The sequence below is a fragment of the Arachnia propionica genome (assembly GCF_003932785.1).
Lineage (GTDB): Bacteria > Actinomycetota > Actinomycetes > Propionibacteriales > Propionibacteriaceae > Arachnia > Arachnia propionica_B.
In genome coordinates this window covers 19,879-40,261 of record NZ_RQYT01000020.1, presented here as the reverse complement: position 1 = coordinate 40,261, position 20,383 = coordinate 19,879, and the positions used below count along the sequence as shown (strand labels likewise).

16 protein-coding genes are annotated in these 20,383 nt (G+C 69.9%); 5 read left to right on the top strand and 11 right to left on the bottom strand.

Going from position 1 to position 20,383, the window contains the following annotated elements:
* Positions 1-15 precede the first annotated feature (15 nt).
* From EII35_RS09230 to ligA, 4 genes are all read right to left on the bottom strand, one after another.
* On the bottom strand, positions 16-831 hold the full coding sequence (locus tag EII35_RS09230; protein WP_125228180.1) for an Fpg/Nei family DNA glycosylase: 816 nt from the start codon (positions 829-831) through the stop codon (positions 16-18).
* Between the two features lie 7 nt (positions 832-838).
* Entirely contained in the window at positions 839-4,006 is a 3,168-nt protein-coding gene (locus EII35_RS09225; RefSeq protein WP_125228179.1) for a DEAD/DEAH box helicase, read from the bottom strand.
* Between the two features lie 11 nt (positions 4,007-4,017).
* Complete coding sequence (locus tag EII35_RS09220; RefSeq protein ID WP_125228178.1) at positions 4,018-6,006, bottom strand: WD40 repeat domain-containing protein; 1,989 nt, start codon at positions 6,004-6,006, stop codon at positions 4,018-4,020.
* Between the two features lie 97 nt (positions 6,007-6,103).
* On the bottom strand, positions 6,104-8,176 hold the full coding sequence (gene ligA, locus EII35_RS09215) for an NAD-dependent DNA ligase LigA (protein WP_125228177.1): 2,073 nt from the start codon (positions 8,174-8,176) through the stop codon (positions 6,104-6,106).
* 101 nt (positions 8,177-8,277) lie between these two features.
* Here ligA and pepN point away from each other — a divergent pair, with 101 nt between their 5' ends.
* From pepN to EII35_RS15915, 5 genes are all read left to right on the top strand, one after another.
* Positions 8,278-10,857, top strand: a complete 2,580-nt coding sequence (gene pepN / locus EII35_RS09210; protein WP_125228176.1) for an aminopeptidase N — start codon at positions 8,278-8,280, stop codon at positions 10,855-10,857.
* Positions 10,858-10,872: 15 nt separating this feature from the next.
* Positions 10,873-11,793, top strand: a complete 921-nt coding sequence (locus tag EII35_RS09205; RefSeq protein WP_125228175.1) for an aspartate carbamoyltransferase catalytic subunit — start codon at positions 10,873-10,875, stop codon at positions 11,791-11,793.
* Between the two features lie 11 nt (positions 11,794-11,804).
* Positions 11,805-13,070, top strand: a complete 1,266-nt coding sequence (locus EII35_RS09200; protein WP_125228174.1) for a dihydroorotase — start codon at positions 11,805-11,807, stop codon at positions 13,068-13,070.
* Between the two features lie 37 nt (positions 13,071-13,107).
* Positions 13,108-13,863 (top strand): GNAT family N-acetyltransferase, encoded by a 756-nt coding sequence (locus EII35_RS09195; protein WP_125228173.1) that lies wholly within the window; start codon positions 13,108-13,110, stop codon positions 13,861-13,863.
* A gap of 67 nt (positions 13,864-13,930) precedes the next feature.
* Positions 13,931-14,548, top strand: coding sequence for a hypothetical protein (locus EII35_RS15915; RefSeq protein ID WP_185744247.1), 618 nt, complete (start codon positions 13,931-13,933; stop codon positions 14,546-14,548).
* Here the strand turns inward: EII35_RS15915 and EII35_RS09180 are convergent.
* From EII35_RS09180 to EII35_RS09150, 7 genes are all read right to left on the bottom strand, one after another.
* Positions 14,520-15,254, bottom strand: a complete 735-nt coding sequence (locus EII35_RS09180) for a SagB/ThcOx family dehydrogenase (protein WP_125228170.1) — start codon at positions 15,252-15,254, stop codon at positions 14,520-14,522. The genes EII35_RS15915 and EII35_RS09180 overlap by 29 nt on opposite strands.
* Complete coding sequence (locus tag EII35_RS09175; RefSeq protein WP_125228169.1) at positions 15,251-15,790, bottom strand: hypothetical protein; 540 nt, start codon at positions 15,788-15,790, stop codon at positions 15,251-15,253. Before EII35_RS09175 ends, EII35_RS09180 begins: the two co-directional genes overlap by 4 nt.
* Positions 15,791-15,890: 100 nt before the next feature.
* A complete protein-coding gene (locus EII35_RS09170) occupies positions 15,891-17,129 on the bottom strand; it encodes a YcaO-like family protein (protein ID WP_125228168.1) in 1,239 nt (412 codons plus the stop codon).
* Positions 17,122-17,736 (bottom strand): hypothetical protein, encoded by a 615-nt coding sequence (locus tag EII35_RS09165; RefSeq protein ID WP_125228167.1) that lies wholly within the window; start codon positions 17,734-17,736, stop codon positions 17,122-17,124. Before EII35_RS09165 ends, EII35_RS09170 begins: the two co-directional genes overlap by 8 nt.
* Positions 17,733-18,464: a TOMM precursor leader peptide-binding protein gene (locus tag EII35_RS09160; RefSeq protein WP_125228166.1), complete on the bottom strand. Its 732-nt coding sequence runs from the start codon at positions 18,462-18,464 to the stop codon at positions 17,733-17,735. Before EII35_RS09160 ends, EII35_RS09165 begins: the two co-directional genes overlap by 4 nt.
* A gap of 52 nt (positions 18,465-18,516) precedes the next feature.
* Complete coding sequence (locus tag EII35_RS09155; protein WP_125228165.1) at positions 18,517-19,425, bottom strand: carbohydrate ABC transporter permease; 909 nt, start codon at positions 19,423-19,425, stop codon at positions 18,517-18,519.
* 1 nt (position 19,426) lies between these two features.
* Positions 19,427-20,350 carry a carbohydrate ABC transporter permease gene (locus EII35_RS09150; RefSeq protein ID WP_125228164.1) on the bottom strand — a complete coding sequence of 308 codons (924 nt, stop codon included), beginning with the start codon at positions 20,348-20,350 and terminating at the stop codon, positions 19,427-19,429.
* Positions 20,351-20,383 lie beyond the last annotated feature (33 nt).

Genomic DNA, 20,383 nt, shown 5'->3' with positions numbered 1-20,383 from the left:
GCAAGAGTAGCCTCCTCAACCCCTGACACGCTGACACGACGGGCACCAGTAGAGGGAACGTCCCGCCAGGTCCGTCATCGCCACCGGTGTGCCGCACACCAGGCACGGTTGCGCCGCCCTGCGGTAGACGTAGACCTCGCCGCCGTGCGGGTCCTCCCTGGGCGGGCGTTGCTGCACCTCAGGCGAGTGTTCCTCCGCGACGGTGTCGATGCGGCCGCGGTCGACGGCGACCCCCATGAGCCCCTGCAGATCGTGCCACAGCGTCAGCCAGGTGGCCTCGTCGATCTCCCGCCCCGGGACCATCGGATCGAGCCCGTGCCGGAACAGCACCTCGGCCCGGAAGATGTTGCCCACCCCGGCGGCGATCCGCTGGTCCATGAGCAACGCCGCGATGGGTTGCCGGGAGCGTTGGATGCGCGGGAGGACGTCGCGGGGGTCGTCGTCGGGGCGCAGCGGGTCGGGGCCGCTCCCGGCATGGACGTCGTCGCGCTGTTGTCTCGTCAGCATCCGGCACCACTGCGGCCCGTGGAGGTCGGCGGCGACCTCCCCGTTGCTGACCCGAAGCCGCACCACGCCGACGGGGGCCGCCTCCGGCTGCACCCGCAGCTTGCCGATGAGCCCCAGATGGATGTGGATCCACTGCGGCTCGGCGACGTCGAACTCGATCAGGAGGTGTTTGCCGACGGCCTCCGCCCCGGCGAGGACCCGCCCGTCGAGCCGGGACGCCTCGGTCGCGAACCGCCCCTGGGGTGAGGACACCGCCACGGGACGGCCCGCGAACTCCTCGTTGAAGACGCGGGCGAGCCGGTGGATGACGTGTCCTTCGGGCATGGTGCTCCTATTCGATGAGGTCGCGGATGTCGTCGGCCGTGATCGCTCCCGAGGCGAACTCGCCGGTGTCGACCACCGAATCGAAGAGCACCCGTTTGCGTTGCTGGAGGGCGAGGACCTTCTCCTCGATGGTGTCGCCGGCGACGAGCCGGTACACGTGGACGGTCCGGGACTGACCGATCCGGTGGGCCCGGTCGACGGCCTGGTTCTCCGCGGCAGGATTCCACCACGGATCAAGGACGAAGACGTAGTCGGCCTCGGTGAGGGTGAGCCCCACTCCCCCGGCCTTGAGGGAGATGAGGAAGACCGGGTCCGTGCCGTCGCGGAACTCCTGGATGCGCTCCTGCCGGTTCCGGGTGCGCCCGTCGAGGTGGGCGTGGCCGATCCCCTCCTCCACCAGGGCCTCGCGGACCAGGTTGAGGAAGCTCGTGAAGGAGGAGAACACCAGCGCCCGGTGCCCCTCCTCCGCCAGTTCCCGCAACTGGTCGACGAGGGCGTCGATCTTCACCGACGTCACGGGCGGCGCCTCGGGGTCGACCAGCCGGGGGTCGAGGGCCAGCTGGCGCAGCCTCGTCAGCGCCCGGAAGATGGCCACCTTGTTGCGGCCGAGGTCGTCGAGCATGCCGAGCACCCTCACCCTCTCCCGGGTGAGGCGCTGCTCGTAGGCGCGGCGGTGGGCAGGGGGCAGTTCCACCCGCACCACCTGCTCGATCTTCGGCGGGAGTTCCCGCACCACCTGGGCCTTGGTGCGGCGCAGCATGAACGGTCGGACCCGGGCCCGGAGTTCGGCGAGGACCGCGGTGTCGCCGTCGTTCTCCACGGGTCGGCGGTACCGCTCGGCGAAGCTGGCCGGGTGGGGGAACAGGCCCGGGGCGGCGAGCGCGAACATCGACCACAGGTCGCCGAGGGAGTTCTCCAGCGGGGTGCCGGTGATGACGAGGGTGACAGGGGCCTGAAGGTCCCGCACCGCCTGGTGGGTCCGCGAGCGGGGGTTCTTCACGTACTGGGCCTCGTCCAGGACGAGGCCGCGCCAGCGGAGGGCCAGGTAGTGCTCCGCCTCGATCCGCAGCAGCGTGTAGGAGGTGACGACGACGTGGGCTCCGCGGACCTCGTCGGCGAGGCGGGATCCGCGGCGGGCCTTCGTGGCGGTGATGGTGGTGACGGCGAGCTCCGGGGCGAACCGCGCCGCCTCCGCCGCCCAGGTCCCGACGACGCTGGCCGGGGCCACGACCAGGACGGGGTGGGTGTCGAGGTCGCCTCGCTGCCGGGCGCGTTCCAGCAGCGCGATCGTCTGGAGGGTCTTGCCGAGCCCCATGTCATCGGCCAGCACCCCACCGAGGCCGGCCTCCCACAGCCTCGCGAGCCACGACAGCCCCTCCCGCTGGTAGGGCCTGAGCTCCGCCCTCAGCCCGTCCGGCACCGCGACGTCCACGGCGGCGGCGACGGCGAGGAGGCCCCGGACCCGTTGCCGCCACCGGTTGGAGTGTCGCTGCTCGATGGCGAGCTCCTCCAGATCCGCCATGAGCCCCACCTGGTACGGGCTGATCCGCAGTTCGCCGTCCGTGTTCGGATCGTGGAGCGCCCTGGCCTCCTCGATGAGCTGCCGCAGCCGATCGAAACGGGGGGTGGTCAGCTCGAACCAGGTGCCGTCGTCGAGCAGCATGGCGTCGTCCCCGGCCGCCAGCGCCATCATGATGTCGGCCAGGTGCACCTGCCTCCCCGCGACACGGATCTCGACGTGGAGGTCGAACCAGTCGCGGTCGGCGGTCTCGAGGGCCTCGACCACGATCCTCGGGGCCTCGTCACAACGCCGGAACCACTCCTCGACGGCGTCGCCCTCCACGACCACCCCGGCGGCGGCGAGCCGGGGAACGTCCTCGGTGGCGAACCGGGCCGCCGCGATCCCGGACAGTTCGACGCGCGATGCGAGACGACCGTCGGCGGCGAGCAGGGCGGGACGGTCGAGGAGTTCGGCGACCCGCCGGATCAGGGCCTCCTCCCGGCCCCGGTCCCGGGACGCCCCACCCGCCCCCGGGTCGAGGGGCACGTCGGTGCTGCAGTCGTCGGAGCGGTACCGGAACGTCCACCGCGCCCGCAGGGACTGCCGCTCGGCGTGGCTGAGGGTCAGCACCAGCACCGGGGCGGGGAGCAGCGAGGCCAGGTCCTCCCCGGTGTGGAGCAGCCCCTCACGGGCCAGAGTGGGCAGGTACAGCAGCCGGAACCTGGGCACGTCCTCGGCCGGGACCCGCAGGTCCATCGGGGTCGGGACGAGGGAGCGCAGGGCCTCGGGCGGGGTCTCCTCGAGCTGCACGAGCCGCAGGTTCCCTCCGGGGGCGAGCTCCCCGACGCCGTGGGCGGGGAGGCCGATGAGGAATCGTCGCCCTCCGTCGGGGAACGGGCCGAGGGTGCCATCCACGGTGAGCCGGAGGGAGCCGTCCTCCTGGGTCTCGGCGTCCATCCACAGGCGACCCGGTTCCGGGGCGAGCGCGACCTGCCGGAGCCCCTCCCCCGGAAGCAGCGCCACTCCCGCCGCCTCGATCCGACGCAGCAGGGGCCACACGAGGGGGCCGAGCTCGCCGAGCACGAGCCAGGTGGCCGTTCCGGCGGGGTGGTGGCCGCCCTGGAGGTGCAGCAGCTGCTGCAGCAGGGCCAGCTGCCGCGGCTCCCAGCCGGCATCGGGGTAGGGCGAGTGCAGGTCGCTCCAGGCGGCCCGGTTCCTGGACCAGCCCTGGGCGGTGCGGGCGAGGGGGCGGAGCAGGATCGCGTTGGGGTCCTCCTCGCCGCCGCGGGCGCTGAACTCCAGGCCAAGTTCTCGACCCCCGCCGGTGGCAGGCGGCATCATCGCGGACACGACGCTCTCCCACGTCGTCGTGGCGACCGCGCGGGAGTCCCTGACGGCGAGCAGCGCGGCGACGGCGTGCTTGCAGCCTCCCCCGATGGGGCAGGAACACGTGCTGGAGAGCCCGTACTGGTCGTGACGGACCCGGACGTCGTGGCTGCGGCTGCCCTCCCCGCCGATCCGGGCGACGACCTCACCCCGCTCGTCGATCCCGCTGCTCAGGACGTGCCCGGAGGCGACGTGGGTGCGGCCGCGCAGCAGGGCCGGGACACCCCAGGTGAGTTTGATGACGTCGTCGGTGATCCGCGACACCCATTCCGACGCGTCACGATCCATGACCGACAAGACTATCCCGGGTTCGTCGCAGGCAGTGTCACGATGCTCCAGCCGTCGACCAGTCCGAGCGCCAGCGAGCCGTCGGGCAACGCCAGGATCCGCCTCACCTCGGCCCCGACTCCATGCCGGGCGAGTCGTGACCCGGATCGGGGATCCCAGAGGTCGATCCCTCCGGCCACGGTGCAGGTGACGACCCGGCCATCGGGAAGCGTGGCGACATCGGCGATGCCCTCGGGACAGGACAGGACGGCGAGGACCTCCATGAAGGTGGCATCGACGAGGATGATGCGTTGCTCGTGGTCACCCACGGCGACCCATCCCGGTCCGGGGTGCAGCTGCCGACCCAGCGCGGCCCCGTCCTCGGGTCGATGGCTGCGCAGGTCACCGGAGGCGGGGTCCCAGAGGGTGAGGTGGGTCACATGCGCGATCACCAGCTGCGGCCCCTGTGGCGTCAGCACCCAGGCGACCGCCTCCGGTTCCAGGCAGGGATGGTCGACATCGTCGTCGCGGAACGTCGCCACGTGTTCCCCACTGGCGAGATCCCACACATCCACCTCCGGTCCCGCGCCGAAACAGGCGACGCGGCTGCCCCCGGGTTCGGGACGGAGGAACCACCGTCCCTTGGTGTTCGTGGCCCACGTTCCGGTCGGGGTGAGGGTACGCGGATCCCACGAGGTCAATGCACCATCCTCTTGGAGGGTGAGCACGGCCGCCCTCCCGGAGGCGTCTTGGTGGGCGACGGCGTCGGCGAATCGACCGGGCAGCGTACCGATCAGTTCTGCCGTCGCGGCGTCCCAGAGGTCGTACTCCAGGCCGCTGGAGAGGAGGTCCTCCCCCGTGACCCCGGCCGGGTGGTAGGTGGTGAGCAGCAGGCCAGCTCCCCCGGGCTCAGGCACATGGTCCAGGGGCGCCCCGGAGCCCTCGCGCCCGGTCGGCCCCGGCATCGGATGACCGAGGGCCTCGTCGAACCGCCACAGCCGCACGCTGCCGTCCCGGCAGGCCAATGCCACGGTCTCCCCGTCGCCGAGCACGACCACCCGATCCATCCGCCCCAGATGGCCGGTCGGGAAGCGCCCCAGCAGGTCCTGTGACCTCGGGTCCCAGAGCATCACCGAGGGGAACCTGGCGTCCCACAGCTCCGAGACCGTCGAGAGGACCGTGACCAGCCGCGGCTCCCCGGAGACGGCCCGGAAGAAGGTCACCGCCGAGGTCTGGTTCTCGGGGTGCAGCAGCGGGCCGCCGAGCACATCGCCGGTGACCGGATCCACCCGGATCACCCGCTCGTCGAGGACCACGGCCAGGCCGCTTCCTCCCGACTCCAGGGGCACCACGATCATCGCCTCGGCATCGTCGTCCGGCACCGCGATCGGTTCGAGGACCGTCTCGCCGGTCCCCGCATCCCACAGCCGGATCGAGACGCTCCCCCTTTCACGGTCGGCCGCCAGGGCCACCAGCACCTGCCTCCCCTCGATGGTGAGGACCCCCAGATGACTCAGCTCGTGGTTGCCCTCACCAACGACCTGGAGCGGCTCCGAGCTCACGGGATCCACGACCAGGATCGTGTCCCCTGCGTCGTCACGGCCCACCACCGCGGCCAGGAACTCCCGGGTCCCGCACCGCCAGGCGAGGACCTCGGTCACGACGTCGAAACCGGTGCGGATCGGATCGCCGCACGGTTCCCCCGTGCAGGGGTCCCAGAACCTGAGGGTCCCGTCGTCTCCTCCCGTCACGACGCGCGCGCCTCGGTCCGGCGCTGCGAGGGAGCAGACGGCGTTGACGGCGCCGTGGTGACCCACAAGACGCGCCACCTCCCGCCCGCGCTCCGGATCCCACACCACGCCCGAACCGTCCGTGCCCACGCTCACGAGCAACTGCTCCCCGGTCGGCAGGTCGACGACAGCGAGGTCGGTCACCCCGCCGTCGTGCCCGGCCAGACGACGGTGCGGGGCACTCGACAATCGCCGGGCACTCCGCACCGGGAGGTCGCACTGCATCGACATGGGCACCCAACGTACACTCCACGCATGAGCACCAAACCGCCGCCACGGGAGTTCGGGCGCGACGGCGTGAGCGGGATCGTCAGCCGTCACCGCGCCATCAGGGCGCGGCTGCTGCCCCGTCGTCGCCGCTGACCCCGGCGGGCCCCAGCTCCAGCAGCTTCACGAACCCGGCCTCGTCGAGGATGGGCAGCCCCAGTTCCTCGGCCTTGGTGGCCTTGCTGCCGGCGTTCTCCCCCACCACCACGAAGTGGGTCTTCCGGCTGACCGACCCGGCGGCCTTCCCGCCGCGGGCGAGGATCGCCTCCTTGGCGCCGTCGCGGGTGAACCCCTCGAGGCTGCCGGTCACGACGACGGTGATCCCGGCCAGGGTCTGCCCACCGACGGCGGCATCCTCCCCATCGGCGGGCTCCACCACCTCGTCGGCCATGCGCACGCCCGCCGCCCGCCAGGCCTCCACGATGGCGACGTGCCAGTCGACCGTGAACCAGTCCTTCAGGGACTGGGCGATGACCGCCCCGACCCCCTCCGTGTCGGCCAGTTCCTCCATCGACGCCTCGCGGATCCGCTCCAGGCTGCCGAACCGGCTCGCCAGGGCGCGGGCCGCGGTGGGACCGACGTTTCGGATCGACAGGGCGACCAGCACCCGCCACAGTGGCTGCTGCTTGACCGCCTCGAGGTTCTCGAGCAGTTTCACCCCCGTCGCGTTGACCCCACCTCCCCGTGACGAGTACACGGTGGTGCGGGCCAGGTCCTCCGCCGTGAGCGAGAACAGGCCCCCCTCGTCGACGAGGAGTCCGGATTCGAGCAGATCTCTCGCACCCACCGCTCCCAGCGCCTCGATGTCGAAGGCACCCCGGGCGGCCAGGGCGAACAGGCGTTCCCGGAGCTGACTGGGGCAGCTCCGGGCGTTCGGGCACCGCAGATCCTTGTCCCCGAGCCGCTGCTGCACCAGTCTCGTCCCGCAGGAGGGGCAGTGCGTGGCCATGACGAACTCCCGCTCGGAGCCATCCCGCAGCGACTCGACCGGCCCGAGGATCTCCGGGATGACATCCCCCGCCTTGCGCAGCACCACGACGTCGCCGAGCCTCACCCCCTTGCGCGCCACCTCGTGGGCGTTGTGCAGGGTCGCCATCGCGACGGTCGACCCGGCGACCAGGACCGGCTCCATGGCGCCGAACGGGGTGCAGCGTCCGGTACGGCCCCCGCCGATGCGGATGTCGAGCAGCCGGGTGTGCACCTCCTCCGGCGGGTACTTGTAGGCGATGGCCCAACGCGGGGCGCGGGACGTCGCGCCGAGTCGGTCCTGCTCGGCGAGGGCGTCGACCTTCACGACGACGCCGTCGATCTCGTGGCTGGCCTCGTGCCGGTGCTCGCCGTGGTGGGCGACGTATTCCCGGACCTGGTCCGCGGTGGTGAGGACCCGGGTGGCGTCGCTGACCGGCAACCCCCAGCGGGACAGCGCCTCGTAGGCGGCGCTCTGCGAGCCGAACTCGACATCCGTGACGGCCCCGACGCCGTGGACGATCATCCGCAGGGGCCGGGCCGCGGTGATCCTCGGGTCCTTCTGCCGCAGCGACCCGGCTGCGGCGTTGCGTGGGTTGGCGAACCGGTTGTGCCCGGTCGCCGAGAGGGCGTCGTTGAACTCCGCGAACTCGGCCCTGGGGAAGAAGACCTCACCCCGCACCTCCAGCAGCGACGGCACATCCGCACCACGCAACCGGTGCGGAACCCCCGCGATCGTCGCCACGTTGCCGGTCACGTCCTCCCCGGTGCGGCCGTCACCGCGGGTCGCCGCCACGGCGAGCCGTCCATCGACGTAGCGAAGGTTGACGGCGAGCCCGTCGATCTTGAGTTCACACAGGTAACTTTCGGCCGGAGTCTTCGCCAGCCAAGCGTCCAGTTCTTCACCGTTGAAGACGTTGTCGAGGCTCAGCATCCGCTGCAGGTGCGCCACCGGGGCGAAGTCCGTCTCGCGGGTGAAGGCCACCTGCTGGGTGACCGAATCGGGGCGCCTCAGCTCCGGATGATCGGCCTCAAGCGCTTGTAACTCGCGGATTCGTTCGTCGTAGGCGGCGTCGGAGAGGATCGGTTCGCTGCCACCGTAGTAGGCGTCGCTCGCGGCGAGGAGCTCCTGATTGAGCTCCTGCCACCTCGTGGCGGGGTTGGTCATGACCTCATGCTTGCACAGTGCGCCTGTTCTCGTCCCGGGCGTGCGCGCGTTACAGTACGAGGGTTCAGGAATTTCACTGATCTCAAGAATCGAAGGTGTTCATGGCAACCGCCAATATCACGCGAGAAGAAGCAGCTGCCCGTTCCGACCTCGTGCAGGCCAAGGCCTACCGGGTCACCGTCGACGTCACTGGGGATGGCGTGGAGGACAAGGAGCACAACTTCCTTTCCCGCACGGAGTTCGACTTCTCGTCGAAGTCCGGCTCCACCCACCTCGACATCATCGCCGACGAGATCCGCTCCGCCACGCTGGACGGCGTCGCCCTCCCCCTGGAGGGGTTCGACGGGTACCGCCTGCCGTTGGCCGACCTGACCGAGGGGGACCACACCGTGGTCGTCGAGGCCGTGGGCCGCTACTCCCACACCGGGGAGGGCCTCCACCGGTTCGTCGACACCGACGGCAAGGTGTATCTGTACAGCCAGTTCGAGACGGCGGACGCCCGACGCATGTACGCCACCTTCGAGCAGCCGGACCAGAAGGCCACGTTCCAGCTGACCGTGCTCGCCCCGGCCGAGTGGAGTGTGTTCTCCAACTCCCCCAGTGTCGACGGTGTCCCCGCGGGCGAGGGGGTGGCCCGCTTCGAGTTCGCCCCCACCCCGCGGATGTCGACCTACATCACCGCCCTGGTGGCGGGCGAGTACCACGTCGTCAAGGGGGAGATCACCTCTGCGAAGGGCGTGCTGCCCGCGGCCGTCGCCTGCCGGGCGTCGATGGCGGAGTTCCTCGACGCGGACACCATCCTCACGACGACGCAGCGGGGCTTCGAGGTGTTCGAGGCCGCCTTCGGGGTGCCGTACGCCTTCGACTCCTACGACCAGATCTTCGTGCCGGAGTTCAACTTCGGGGCGATGGAGAACGCGGGCTGCGTCACCTTCCGGGACCAGTACGTCTTCCGTTCCCGCGTCACCGCCCGCGAGATGGAGGCGCGCGACAACACCATCCTCCACGAGCTCGCCCACATGTGGTTCGGCGACCTCGTCACCATGCGCTGGTGGGATGACCTGTGGCTCAACGAGTCCTTCGCCGAGTGGGCCTCCCACTACGCCGCCGACGAGATCGCCCGCAAGCACGGCACCGACTCGCACCCGTGGGTGTCGTTCTCCAACGAACGCAAGGGCTGGGCCTACCTGCAGGACCAGCTGTCCACCACCCACCCCATCGCCGCGGACATGAGCGACCTGGAGAAGGTCGAGCAGAACTTCGACGGCATCACCTACGCCAAGGGCGCGTCGGTGCTGAAGCTGCTGGTGTCCTTCGTCGGCATCGACTCCTTCCTCAAGGGGGTCGGCGAGTACTTCACCAAGCACGCCTTCGGCAACACCACGCTGGCCGACCTGCTGACCGAGCTCGAAGCCGCCTCGGGGCGGGACCTGTCATGGTTCGCCTCGGAGTGGCTAGAGACCAGCGGCGTCAACACGCTGCGGGCCGAGTTCGAGGTGGACGAGAAGGGCACCTTCACCCGCTTCGCGATCGTCCAGACCGCCCCTGAGCAGCATCCGACACTGCGCACCCACCGGCTGGGCATCGGCATCTACGCCGTCCGTGACGAGGCGCTGGAGCGGATCGACTACGTGGAGATCGACGTGAAGGGCGAGCGCACGGAGGTCCCGGAGCTCGTCGGCCGGTCCCGCGGGGCCGTCGTTCTGCTCAACGACGGCGACCTCACCTTCGCGAAGGTCCGGCTCGACGACGCGTCCCGCGCCGCGCTGGTCGCCCACATCAACGGGTTGCACGACCCGCTGGCGCGCGCGATCACGTGGTCGCTGTTCTGGGATGCCGTCCGTGACGCCGAGATCGCTCCCCAGGAGTTGGTGTCCCTCGCCCTCGCCGGGATCGGCAGCGAGAAGGACATGGCGGCGGTGACGACGGTGCTCGCCCAGGCGGCGGCCTGTTCCGGGCGCTTCACCGCCCCCGAGCTGCGGGAGCAGGCGAACGCCCGTCTCGTCGCCGGCCTCGCGGGGCTGCTGCGTGACGCCGAGCCGGGGTCGGACGCCCAGCTCATCATCGCCAAGACCCTCATCGGCACGTCCCGGAGCCCGGAGGCGTTGGAGCTCATCAAGGTGTGGCTCTCCGGCGAGGAGGTGCCGACGGATCTGTCGGTGGACACCGAGCTGCGTTGGCTCATCGTCACCGCCCTGGCCCGTGCCGGGGTCTTCGGTGAGGAGGAGATCGCCGCCGAGTTGGAGCGCGACAACACCAACGCCGGCGCCGAGCGCGCCGCCGGGGCCCGGGCCGGGATCCCGACGGCCGACGCGAAGTCCGCCGCCTGGCAGCTCGCCGCCGTCGACGCGAGTGTGCCGAACGAGACGCACCGCAGCATCGCCTCCGGCTTCGTCCACTACGGACAGGACGAGGTGCTCGCCCCCTACGTTGACGCCTACGCGGATCTGCTGCAGAAGGTGTCCAAGCGGGAGGACGGCTGGGAGACCCGCGGCTACGCGGCGATCGGCACGGCCCTGCGCTGGCTGTTCCCGGAGCCCCTGGCCACCCGGGAGGTCGTGGACCGGTTCCGCCGTTACCTCGAGGAGGGTGAGCCGACCGACCAGGTTCGTCGTCTGCTGAGCGAGAGGCTGGACGAGGCGGAGCGCAACCTCCGGGTCCAGGAACGCAGCCGCGCCTGATCGGAAGGGACCCTGTTGAAGCACCTGCTCAGCATCGCGGATCTGAGCGATTCCGAGATCGCCTCGATCCTGGAGCTGGCGGAACGCATGCACCGGCTCCAGGACGAGCCCGTGAAGAAGCTGCCGGACCTGAAGGGTCGGACGGTGGTGAACCTGTTCTTCGAGGACTCCACCCGGACCCGCAGCTCCTTCGAGATCGCGGCGAAGTGGTTGTCGGCTGATGCCATCAACATGTCCGCGAAGGGGTCGTCGGTGTCGAAGGGCGAGTCGCTGCGCGACACCCTGCTCACCCTCGACGCGATGGGGGTGGATGCCATCGTCATGCGCCATCCCGGCTCCGGGACCGTCGCCCAGGCGGCGGGGTGGGTGCGGGCCTCGATGGTCAACGCCGGCGACGGCACCCACGAGCACCCCACCCAGGCGCTGCTGGACGCCCACGCGATGCTGCGTCACTTCCGCGCCCACGACCAGGGCGACCTGTCGGGCAAGGTCGTGGCGATCACGGGGGATCTGCTCCACTCGCGGGTGGTCCGCTCCAACGTGCTGTTGCTGCAACGGCTCGGCGCCGAGGTGGTGCTCGTGGCGCCGGTCACCCTCATGCCCCCCTCGGTGTCGTCCTGGGGGGTGCGGGTGGTCACGGACATCGACGAGGTGATCGCCGACGTCGACGTGGCGATGATGCTCCGGGTGCAGCGGGAACGCATGCAGCACGGCTACTTCCCGTCCGAACGCGAGTACATCGAGGCCTACGGGTTGACGGTGCCGCGGCTGGCCAGGCTCCGCCCTCACGCGGCGATCGCCCACCCCGGCCCCATGAACCGGGGTCTGGAGATCAGTTCGGCGGCGGCCGACGATCCCCGTTCCATCGTGCTGGACCAGGTCTCCGCGGGGGTGGCCGTCCGGATGAGCGTCCTCCACCATCTCCTCGCCGATTAGAAGGAACAGCCATGTCCAGTCACGTCATCTCCTCGGTCACGCTCCCCGACGACACGGTGACGGACCTGTTCGTCGAGGATGGCCGTTTCGTCGCGGAACGCCCCGTGGGGGCGGAGGTGATCGACGCCGCGGGCCTTCGGGCCCTGCCCGGTCTGGTGGATCTCCACGTGCATCTGCGGGAGCCGGGACGCGAGGACGCGGAGACGGTGGCCTCGGGGTCGTTGGCGGCGGCGCGGGGCGGGTTCACGGCCGTGTTCGCGATGGCCAACACCCAACCCGTGACCGACACCGCCGAGACCGCCGAACGTGTACTGGACCTCGGGGCGGCGGCGGGCCACTGCCGGGTCTTCCCGATCGGTGCCATCACGAAGGGACTCGCGGGCAAGGAGCTGTCGGAGATGCTGCTCATGCACCGCTCCCGCGCCCAGGTGACGGTGTTCTCCGACGACGGATCCTGCGTCATGGATGCCGGTCTCATGCGTCGGGCCCTGGAATGGGTCAAGCCGTTCGACGGTGTGCTGGCGCAGCACTCCCAGGACTCGTCGCTGGCCGGGCCGAGCGCCTGCTGCCACGAGGGCGAGCTGTCCGGGCGGCTGGGGCTGCCGGGCTGGCCCCCCGTCGCGGAATCCGTCATCATCGCCCGCGACGTGGCACTGGCCGAGGCGACGGGGTCGAGGCTCCACGTCTGCCACATCTCGACCGCGGAGGGCGTGGACGTGGTGCGGTGGGCGAAGAGGCGTGGCATCCGCGTCACCGCCGAGGCCACCCCCCATCACATCTACCTGGACACGTCGAACCTCAGCGGCTACGACACCACGTTCAAGGTGAACCCCCCGCTGCGCACCGACGAGCACATCGAGGCGGTGCGCGAGGCCTTGGCCGACGGCACCATCGACATCGTCGCCACCGATCACGCGCCGCACGCGCCCCAGGACAAGGACCACGCCTTCGTGGATGCCCGGCCAGGGATGCTCGGCCTGGAGCAGGCCCTCGCCGTGGTGCAGGAGGTCATGGTGGACACGGGGCGCCTCACCTGGGCGCAGGTGGCGGAGCGGATGAGCCATGCCCCGGCGCGGATCGGGAGGGCCGAGGGACACGGCCGCCCCATCGCGGTCGGGGAGCCCGCCAACCTCGTGCTGCTCGATCCCACCCGTCGGGCCGTCGTGGACCGCGCCGCCACCGCCTCGCGCAGCCACAACAACCCCTACCACGGTCGCGACCTGCCCGACCCGGTGGAGCTGACCATGTGGCAGGGCCGCATCACCCACCGCCGGTGAACCCCAATCCCCGGGACGTAACGGATCGAGATGTGACATGCTTCGCCACTGCGCAGAGTCCCTGCTCGCACTACTCCGGGTGTACGGGTTCGAGGAACGCCACGGCTCGCGGGCAATCAGTTTTCTGGGCCCCATCGAGGGCAGCTTCTTCTCGGCGACCATTCCGTTCGACCTGGACGGCGGGGAGGAGGCCGCACAGCAGGCGCTGGCTGTGGCTGCGGACACGGGACGTCGCCAGTGGTGTTGGACCCACTCCGGTTCCTCGGCCTCACTCAGCTGTTGGCGTCTGGGGTTCCAGCAGGCACCATCCGTCGCCTTGATGACTGCCGAACCCGGACGGTCACGCCCCGAGGCCGCGCCACGCCTCCCTGCTTCGGCCACCATCACACGGGTCACCGACGCCGCATCCTGTGAGTCGTTCCGTCGAGTCCACCTGGCCCAGTTCGCGGCTGCAGATCCGTCCGCCGACCACACCGACACCGTGAACCTGTTCGCCTCGAACGCGGTCCTGCTGCACCCGTCGCTGAGAGCGCTGGTGCTGTCGCACGACGACGAACCGGTGGCAGCCGGGTACTCCCTCACCACCACAACGAGCCACGGCATCTACTGGGTGGCCACCACACCCTCGCACCGCCGATGTGGGTACGGAGGGCGGATCACCGCGCAACTCGCCGCTGCGGGGCCCGAGAACTCGGCGATCCTCCTCCAATCCACCCGCATGGGCTTCGGCCTGTACCGCGGACTCGGCTTCTCCTGTCATGGCCTGATCGAGCGTTGGATCACACCTCCGTGACAAGCAGCCGGGCGAGTGAACCACGTGAGGGTCTTGCGCCGCTCCAGCAACCGTGAGAGTCTCCGCCATGCCCGTTTCGCCTCCCGCTGTCCCTCTTCCCTGGGGGTCCATGGTCGGCGACCACTGGCCGTGCCTCGTCCGGATCTTCAACCCCGCCACCTTTCCTGACGGCTTCCCCGTCCGGTGGAGCGACCTCGCCCCCGGCGTGGACCTCGCCCGTGCCTCCTGGGAGTCGGCCACGGGACGAACCTACCGGGGCGGGGTGGGCGCCTCCTTGGCGCCCTGGGAACCTGAGGAAGGTCCTGAGTGTCCCCACTCCCGGGTCCCACTCATGAGGGTCCTGCTGGCCCTGGCCACCGGGGCCGTGTGGATCGGACAATGGGACGGCTACGGCGGACGCCGCCGCCCCTCCCCCGCTCAGCACCTGACGACCCACAAGGGGGTATTGCGCAGCTACGACGTCGTCGAGGTGACCGAGGAACTCCGCCGCGCCCTGGAGGATCCCGCTGACCCTCCGATGTTGCCGAATCGGATGTGGGACGAGGGGGGCACCTTCCAGTTGGACGCCGACATCGACCTGCCGAGCATGATCGTCGGGTGCACCGAGCGGATCGCGGCCGCCATCGAGGCGGACCCCGACCTGGAGGTCGTCCGCATCAGCGCCGACGACCCGGTCCTCCTCTGACATCGGCCGGATGACCCACCAAGTAGCCGAAGGCCACGCGGCCACCGAACTCCCGCACGCCCAGCCGCGTGGACCAGTACCGGTCCACCAGCCCGCCCGCCACCACTCCCGCCAATCCCAGTTCCGCCGTCACCAGTGACAGCTGCTGCATGACGGCGCCGGCCTCCAGCAGCGCGAACCGGCCGCCCCGTTCGTCGTACTTGTCCGTCAACCGATCCGTGAAGAGCACCGCCACCACCATCGCAGCCGGTTCCCCCGTCACCGGCGCATTGATGCGCGACGACGCCTCCTCCCACGCAGGGGCGGGGTCCGGCAGCTCCACCAGGCCGTGGTCGACGGCATCGTAGTAGGCCATGCGTGCTCCTGGCCGCCACTGGACGAGGAACACCTCCACCGCGTATGAGGCACCGGCAGAGGGGAAGCTCCGGTGTTCCGGACCGCCCCAGGCACGGCAGGAGGCCAGCAGCCGGGACAGCTCCTTGTCACCCAGCGGGCGGTCGCCGAATTCCCGGATGCTGTGCCGCCGGACCGCGATGCGGTCCAGGGCAGTACGCCTGACCCCGGGCAGCGGCAGTGGTGCGGCGGAGTACTCGAGTCTCAGCGTTCTGCCGTCCCCGTCGAAGGCCGCCATCTGTCGCCCGAACTCGGCGAGGTTGTGGGTATCGAGGCTCGAGGCCTGCCAGAAGTCGTCGAAGCACCGGGTCACTCGCCCTCACCCCCGGGAGGTGGGCCCTCCGGCCGCCGGGGCGGCACATCAGCCAACTGCTCGGCAAGGGTTCGACCATGAGAGCCACGCACTGTCAGGAACACGATTCCGACCACGGCGGCCACCACGGCCGAGAACACCAGGTACCGGCGGAATGCTGACGTGGCGCTGCCATCCTCCCGTTTGATGAGCGTGATGAGCCCCTGCCCGACGATGAGGAGCTCGAAGAACCCGAACGCATAGACCACCACCATCATCCCCGTTCCGATCCCGAGGCGGGCGTGGGGACGCAGTATTCGCCCCAACGCCAGGTACGCCGCCCACGTCAGCAGGACCCCGAGGATCAGCAGGGGAATGATCTCCCCGCCATACCCCGGGATCACGGCGCTCAGGAGGAGGGGGACGATCAGTAGCCACGGCGCCACGACCCCCAGGATCGCTCCACACCAGGTGGCGAGAGGGGACAGCCCGCGCCGGTTCCCCGCCACCGCGGCCGCCCCGGCCCCGACGATGCTCGCGGTGGCCGCAGTCGTCACGCAGCAACAGCAACAGCAGCACGAACAGCAGGTCGGAGTGGCCACCGTGCCCGAGAACTCCCTGGCATCGAACTGGGTCCGGAGGGCTTGCATGGGGACATCATCCCAAGGGATGCGGCATGCGGTTGGGAAAACGGGACACCCGGATCCGATCGGGATAGCGCTCGGCCAGCATCCCCTCCACCCTTCCGATGAGTGGCCACTCCTCGTGGGCGTAGATCTGGGCCATGTCCGGGGAGAGGACCTTCACCACGTGCAGGCCCGCCTGGATGGCGTCGATGGTGGTGATGTCCCGGTAGAGGACGCGGATACCCGCCTCCTTCAGGGCGTGTCGCGCGGCGTCGAGGGGCTCCCCCTCGGGGGTGATTGAGGGGGGCTCGTGGAGGCCGCCGTCGTGGTTGAGGATCGGCAGCCGGGGCCAGTGCTCCGGGTTGCGGGTGTAGAACATCGCGTGGTGGTCGAAGCTCTTCACCCGGGCGTAGTCGGTGAGGTCGCTCACGTCGACGTACTCCCCGTAGATCCCGGCGAACAGGACCCCCTGGTTCCACTCCAGGAAGGCCTTCTCAGCCGCCGCCCCCCACGTACTGCGGCAGGCCACCCCGAGCGAGTACCGCCACTGGCCGCGCTTGGGGATGCCGCCCATGACGGCGGCGACGGGGAACGGACTGTAGGCGGGGGTGAGGTCGAAGAGGGTGAACTCGCCGTCGAGCCGCCCCACCTCCCGGACCTGCTGCTCGGCTGCGGCGACGGCCCGTCCCGGCAGCCCGTGCAGCCAGGTCGTCATGAGGGCATCACGTTCGATCAGTTCCAGCAGCCCTCGCAGCAGGGCCTCCCGTGCGGTGGGGGCGGCGGCCAGGCCGGACGAGGTCGGCATCCCGGTGCGATGCGGGTCCTGCAGGGTCACGAAGGGCTGCGGCACCCACCACGGGGCGTTGTCCTGCAGGTCGTGGGCGACGACGTAGGGGCAGTCGTCGTCGAACAACGCATGGTGGGGAAAGGCGGGATGGGCCCGTTGCTCGATGGTGAACAGCGCGAACTCCTCGGCGTCGATGCGCGCCTCGGCAGGGGTGCCCCGGCGCGGTCGCGTCGGCAGGATCACCTGCGCCGAGGCCGCCCGTTCGATGGCCTCCCCGATGGCGGCGAGCCGGGCGTCCCTCTCAGTCCGGGCCACTCCCCCGGCGGCACTCTCCCATGGCCGGTCCACCACCCGCGGGACGCCGTAGTGGACGACGGCGGTGACGTCGGCCATCGACAACCGGGCCCGCTGCGGCTGCAGGACCAGGCCGTGCCGATTCCCCACCGCCCCCTCCATGAGCAGGGAGCTGAGGCTCTCAGTCATCGGCGGTGGGCTCGTCGTCCGACGGCTCGGTGACCCCCGCCAGCCTCTCCACGAAACTCACACCACTCCGATCATCACGCCTCTCCCACCGGCCACTGACGAGCATCGCGACGATGATCGCCAACACGGGGTACGCGGTGAGCAACAACACCGATAGCCCCGGGATGCTGAACAGCACGGTGTAGACGAGGATGGCCTCGAGAAGGCCGATACCGAGGACCGCGCCCGTGACGATCAGCCCGCTGCGGATCGCAGTACGGGGCCGAAGCCACATGGCCAAGGCCTGGTAGGCCGCCCACATCAGCAGGACGCCCAGGCCCAGCAACTGGAGGATCCCGCCACTCATCTCCCACGGACCGAAGACAGCCAGGGTGAGCGGCGCGATGAGGAACCAGGGCGCGAATCCCCCCAGCATGATGGCGAAGAACGCCGCGAGCCGGGGCATGCGGTGGTGTCGGCTCGCCTTCGCTGTGGCACTGGCCCCGACGACGCTGGCCGTGACGAAAGTCGTCACACAACAGCAGCAACAGCAGCACGAGGAACACGTGGGCGTGGCCACGGTGCCGGAGAACTCACCGGCATCGAACTGGGTGCGGACGGCTCTCATCCGGGGATCACTCCTGGGTTGTCGAAATCTGAGCAGTAGGGGCAGACAGGCACCGTCAGCAGCCGTTCGCTCATCACGCGTCGCTGCTGCAGGTCCCAGGCGACGATCCGACCCACCAGGGAGGTGTCGCCGTCGAGGCATCGTTCGACCTCGGTGGAGACGAGCGCGGCGACCAGGGGCCCGAAATCCGTGACGACCGCGGGCTCGGGGGCGGGCTGGTGATCGCCCCAGCGTTCCCGTACCCGCCCGAGGAGACAACCGATGCAGGGGGTCTCATGGGGAATCACGAGGGGGCCCAGCGAGACCGTGTGGTGGAACGAGATGTCGGCGTACAGGTGGACCCGGTCGAGTTCGACCTCGAGGACCCGCTCGAAGATGGCACGGTGGGTCGACCGATGGCGCACGACGACGACCAGATCTGCCTCGTCGTCGGTCACGTCACAGGTGAGTTGCCCCCGCACCCCGGACGGCAGGTCGTCCCCGAACAGGCTGACCCGCCCCGAACGTCGCTGGAGAACGGGGCCGATGACCCCCGCGGCCCGCAGCTGCTCGAACTGCCCGGATTCCGTCGTGGGCACCTCGTCGCGGGCCACCCCTCGGTCGGCAGCCAGCCGGGCGGCCAACCATGAGGCGTCCAACTCGTAGCGGGCATCGTCGCCCCCGTGGATCTCGAAGCCATCCCCGACGGCGCTGATCCGCCACGCCGGGGACACCCGATAGGTCGCCATGCATGGAGTCTAGACGCCTCGTCAACAGGCATTGGGCGCGGTTCGAATGCTGTCAGCCCTTCACGGCTCCAGCGGCCAGTCCGCTCACCCAGAAGCGCTGGAGGAACAGGAACAGCACCACCAACGGCAGAACACCGAGCAGGGATCCGAGCATGATCGACCCCTTCTCCGGGTCGAAGTAGGAGACCATGCCGTAGAGGCCCTGGGTGACCGGCTTCAGCGCCGGGTCGTCGAACATCATGAGCGGCAGCAGGAAGTTGTTCCACGTGGCCACGAAGATGAACAGGAAGATCGTCACCATCGCAGGGGCCAGCAGGCGCAGCACCATGGTGAAGAAGATCCGCGCCTCACCCGCGCCGTCGATGCGCGCCGCCTCCAGCAGTTCGGTCGGAACAGACGCCTTGGCGTAGACCTGGCCGAGGAACACACCGAAGGGGCTCACCATCGACGGGATGAGCATCGCCCACACCGTGTTCACGAGCCCCGCGTGGAGGAACATCACGTAGAGCGGCACCGTCAGCAGGGCCACCGGCATGAGGAGCCCGATCATGATGACCACGAGGATGACGTGGCGACCGGGGAAGGCGAACTTCGCGATGGCGTACCCGCAGGCCACCGACACCACTGTGCCGACGGCCGCCGACACCGTCGAGTAGAACACCGAGTTGAGCACCCAGCGGGGGAACATCCCGTTCGTCCACTCCATGAGGAGGTTCCAGTTCGAGGCCCAGTTCACCTCCGCGAACCAGAACCCGAAGGAACTGACCATCCCACTGTTCGACTTCGAGGAGGCGAAGAACAGCCACAGGATGGGCATGAGGAAGTACACGGCGACGAACACCAGCAGCACCGTCGTGAGGTTCCTCGCCGTCGTCGACGGGGCGATGGAGCGCGGCGGCTGGTTGGGGATCGACGGCCGGTACACGAGGCCGTCCCGGGTCGTAGCGGTCGGCGTGGCCATGTCAGTCCACCTTCCTCTGGATCATGGCGTAGACGAAGGCGAGCACCCCCGCCACCAGCGCCATGAGGATCGTCACGGCGGATGCGGGTCCGGGCCCACCCGGGGTCAGGGCACCGTAGGCGGTGTTGTAGGCCATCATCATGGGGGTGTAGTCCTGCGGCATCCACGTCGCGACGTGCTGGAGGACGGCGGGCTCGTTGAACAGCTGGATGGTGCCGATGATCGACAGGAGCACCGCCAGCAGCGCGGCGCCACGCACCAGGGGGATCTTGATCCTCGTCGTGATCCGCCATCCGGAGGCCCCGTCGATCCGGGCGGCCTCGTACAGCTCCCCGGGAATCGCCTGCAGGGCGGCCAGGAAGATGAGCATGTTGTAGCCGGTGTAGGTCCACGTCGTCATGTTGGCCATGGACGCGAGGATGATGTTCTCGCCGAACAGGTCGAAGGGCAGGGCCCCCGCGAACGGGGACAGCGTCGGCTGATACAGGAAGCGCCACAGGATCGCGGCGACGAGTCCCGGAACCGCGAAGGGAAGAAAGTAGGCGAGCCGCCACAGCCCCGGCCGCCTCACCAGGTAGGAGTCCAGCAGCAGGGCCAGCAGAAGCGCCGCCCCGATCATGATCGGGATCTGGAAGGCGCCGAACAGCATCACCCGGCCCACGCCGGCCCAGAACGCGGGATTCGCGGCAACCTCCTGGAAGTTCTGCCAGCCGACGAACGTCCGGACGAGCTCGCCGCCACCGAACAGTCCCCCGCCCTTCGGCAGGTTCCGATGGAAGCCCTCGATGACGGAGACGACGATGGGGGCGATGAACACCAAGCAGAACAGCAGCACGAAGGGCAGCGCGAACAGCCACCCCGAGATGGCCTGATGTCTGGCTTGGCGGCTGATCCGCCGTCGCGGACGGTCAACGGTCGTGGACATGGGGCACCTTTCCGGATGGGGGTCGGGGTCGGG